Annotated in this window: 2 protein-coding genes and 1 pseudogene; all 3 read left to right on the top strand. The window is 40.5% G+C overall.

Annotation, left to right across the window (positions count from 1 at the left end; all coding sequences use genetic code 11):
- Positions 1-481: pseudogene (locus tag ACEW80_RS11755) on the top strand (molecular chaperone DnaJ); the annotation flags it as partial.
- Positions 482-535: 54 nt separating this feature from the next.
- The gene (locus ACEW80_RS11750) at positions 536-2,752 is read left to right on the top strand and encodes an AAA family ATPase (protein ID WP_373526748.1); all 2,217 of its coding nucleotides are present in this window, start codon (positions 536-538) and stop codon (positions 2,750-2,752) included.
- A gap of 176 nt (positions 2,753-2,928) precedes the next feature.
- On the top strand, positions 2,929-3,531 hold the full coding sequence (locus tag ACEW80_RS11745; RefSeq protein ID WP_373526747.1) for a hypothetical protein: 603 nt from the start codon (positions 2,929-2,931) through the stop codon (positions 3,529-3,531).
- Positions 3,532-3,914 lie beyond the last annotated feature (383 nt).

Raw genomic sequence — 3,914 nt, 5'->3', positions numbered from 1 at the left:
CGAGACACAGACAGATCATACAGAAATTATGAAATCCATTAATCAAGCCTACCAAGAAGGTGATTTGGCAAGACTTCTAGAAATTGAGCAGCTTCACCAAGTCGGGGAAATTATTGACAATAATAGCGAAGATGACTTGACTCGGAAATGTCGAACTATAGAACAGCAAAATCAAATTCTCCTGACGCAACATGAAAACTTGAAACGGGAACTACGTTTGGCAAAAAATACTCACGTTGGAACTATGGTTTCTGATTCTCGCAAAGCTGCTAAAAAAGGCATTGACTCTATGGCTATTATGCTAGAAACCATAGACAATCAAATTAACGTTGTTTCTCAGATTCGGGATTTTGTCAAAGACTTTAAAGAACAGAAGATAACTATCAAAGAATTTCTTGGCGGACCACCAACTCTGCACTCCTTAAACGAGGAAATTATGTCAGATATTCTTGAGCAGATGTTGTCAGAATTAATGAGATGATAGTTGATTTTTCTCAAAAATCAGAGTTGGCACTGAATGAAGACGTATTAAATAATGGATTTGTTTGACCAGCATCTTACAAAAATAACCGAAGAATCAGCACCACTGGCGGCTCGGATGCGTCCCCGGACACTCGATCAATTTATTGGTCAAGAGCATATTATCGGGCAAGGAAGACTACTGCGGCGTGCTATTAGTTTGGATCAACTGTCTTCCTTAATCTTTTCTGGGCCACCAGGGACTGGCAAGACTACTTTAGCGCGTGTTATTGCCAACACCACCCGCGCTTACTTCATCGCTATTAATGCTGTACTTTCGGGAGTCAAAGAAATTCGAGCGGCAATTGAAATAGCCCAACAAAAGCGCAAGTTCCATAATCAACGAACTATTCTTTTTGTCGATGAAGTCCATCGTTTTAATAAGTCTCAGCAAGATGCTCTATTGCCTTGGGTAGAGAATGGCATAATCATTCTCATTGGTGCTACCACCGAAAATCCTTTTTTTGAGGTCAACAAAGCACTTGTCAGCCGTTCGCGGATTTTTCAACTTCAACAATTAACTGATAAAGATTTATACAAAATTGTTGAGCAAACACTAGCTGATTCGGAACGCGGTTATGGCAAGTTAACAGTACAAATTGACACAGATGCTTTAGTTCATCTAGTTAATGTTGCCAATGGTGATGCTCGTTCATTATTGAATGCCTTGCAACTGGCTGTAGAGACTACATCCGCAGATGCTACAGGTGTTATTCATATTCCTCTAGCAGTGGCAGAAGAATCAATTCAACAGCGTGCTGTTTTATACGACAAAGAAGGGGATGCCCATTTTGATACCATCAGTGCTTTTATTAAGAGCTTACGAGGTTCTGACCCAGATGCAGCACTCTACTGGCTGGCCAAAATGGTTTATGCAGGTGAAGACCCGCGTTTCATCTTCCGTCGGATGTTAATTCTTGCCAGTGAAGATGTCGGATTAGCTGACCCACAAGCAGTTGTCGTTACAAATGCCTGTGCCGAAGCCTTTGATCGCGTGGGAATGCCGGAAGGACGTTATCATTTGGCACAGGCAGTACTTTATTTAGCGACTGCACCAAAGTCCAATAGCCTTATGGGCTTTTTTGATGCTTTAGCAGCAGTAGAAATTGAAAATGTTGCTCCCGTTCCCACTCATCTTAAAGATGCCAATCGGGATAAAAAAGGTTTTGGGCATGGAGCGGGTTATCTCTATCCTCACGCTTACCCTGATCATTGGGTAGAACAGCAATATTTGCCCAAGAGCTTGCAAGGCCAATTGTTTTACCAACCATCAACCCAAGGTTATGAACATCAAATCGCAACACAAGTGGCACGTCGTCGAGAAGCTCAACTTGCTGCAATAGTAGAAGGTATTGGTGTTGCACCAATGGAAGTCATGACTTATGGAACTGTTGACCGAGCAGATGAGCGCTGGTTGCAACGTACACTTTCTCAGGTAAGTACACAATTAGCATCTGTGCGCGAGCGCATTTTCAATTTCGCTCAATTACAACGTCATCATTTAGTATTGGATCTAAATGCCGCCACTGGTTTACTTACTTGGGAAGCAATACGGCAAGTTCCTGAAGGCGGGGTTTATGTCTGTGTTCGCAATAGCTCTGATGCCAATGCTTTAATAGAACTTGCTGCGGCACTTCCTGAAACGATGCGACCAATAGTTTTTACTGCATCTATTACACAGATACCTGCTATGCTGGCATCTCTTGCACCAAATGTACAGTTTGACTCTATTATCGGGCGCAATGTATTAGCTTGCCAAGCGGATAAGGCACTTGCTGCTCAAATTTTAACTCAATTGCTCCCGCACTCAGTCAAGCTTATTTTAGCTGAGACAGTACCTCGTCATACCCAAAGGTTTTACCGCTTACTGCCCAACCAAAATTTAGATGCCCAATTGTATGAGCGATTAGTTTTAGCGGAAGAAGCTATTTATACAGATGCCTCTGACCCCATGCTTAACTGGGACGCTGATGATTTGCATCACATTTTTGCCTCAAATGGACACTGCGTACAAGTGGTTGTTGAACAGTATTTGACACCAATGCACATCTCTGATAATTTGATCAAGCGTTTATTTACTGCTAATCCTAATCGACCAAGCTATACAGATCATCTGGCTGCAAATTTGACCAGTGAGCAAATAGACATTATTAAAACTTTATTTACTCGTTACTTACTCAACCAATACGTTAATTGGTCAAGCACTGTGGCATTTTTAAATATTAGCGCATGAATCTTTTTTGGCTCCCAAATTACAGTCATTTATAATGATAATTTCAAGGATGCAATTGCTGTTAAGTACATCTTGCTAAAAACATAGGACTGAAGCTAAGGTGATATTTCTTCCTGACATCCGTTTTAGATTGATTTGTGAATAATCTTTTCAAATTCAAAGGATTTTACAGAACTATGCAAATTAAAAAACACATTAATCTGAATCTGGGAAGTTTTCTTAATCCCGCAGATAAAAAGATAGTTGTCAATTTAGCTAGTGGAAATATTTTAACTTTAATCATCCAAGAATTAAAAACTCGTTACTCCCCAGAAACTCAAAAACAATTACTTGAGGAGAGTTCCCAGTTGTTGCCTGATTTTGTGCTTCAAGAATTATTAAAGCGCCAAGAGCAGGTAGTAAACGTTAACCCCGATACCTTGATAGTGGTTAACTGTCAAATAGCAGAGGTAGAGGTCGATGACTTGGGATTTGATTTAAATGTCGAAGCATATTTTGTAATTGGAGATGCAAATGGTCAAAATCATTTTCGCGCTAATAGGATCGGACTTTGGTCAAATATATGGGGTGATGAAGAACGGCTTTTCGATTTAGAAGATGAACTAGGTGAGCAATTCTGGACAAATTATCAAATACAGTTGCTTTTTGATCAAAAAGAGCAGCAAACAATTGAACTGTCAGTGTCTCAAACAGATGATTATGCTGCGAGGTTAGAATTTTACCCATCGTTGAAAAGGTTTTCACCATCTATAGTTCCCTTTACGGATAATGATTTTTAAAAATTATCAATCAGAATTCAGGAGTCAGGAGTCAGAATTCAGGAAGGTTTTCTGTATGACTGGCGGATAACGTAGCGTTAGCGAGTCTTCTCCCTGGGCGCTTAAAAAGGGGCAGTGCTTTGTTAAAAACAGTTTTTTGTTCATCAAAATTACTTGAGCCTATGCGCTACACTACGTCTTTGACGATTCTACCCGTTGGGACTTTGCCGTTAGTACATTGAAAGGGACAGCAACGTTTAAATTTTATGGCTTTGGTTTTTGTTTAAACACCCAAAAGACAGTTGAGCATCCGTAATGTGGCTGCTGCGGCATAATTACGCCGTGTCCCAAGATTAGGAGAAAAGGCATTTCCAGTTTCGTTGACGGGAGTTGCAACACCGCAG

Source organism: Nostoc sp. (assembly GCF_041747015.1).
In the GTDB taxonomy this organism is placed as follows: domain Bacteria; phylum Cyanobacteriota; class Cyanobacteriia; order Cyanobacteriales; family Nostocaceae; genus Nostoc.
The sequence above is the reverse complement of the archived record's forward strand: the minus strand, read 5'-3'. Positions and strand labels throughout refer to the sequence as shown.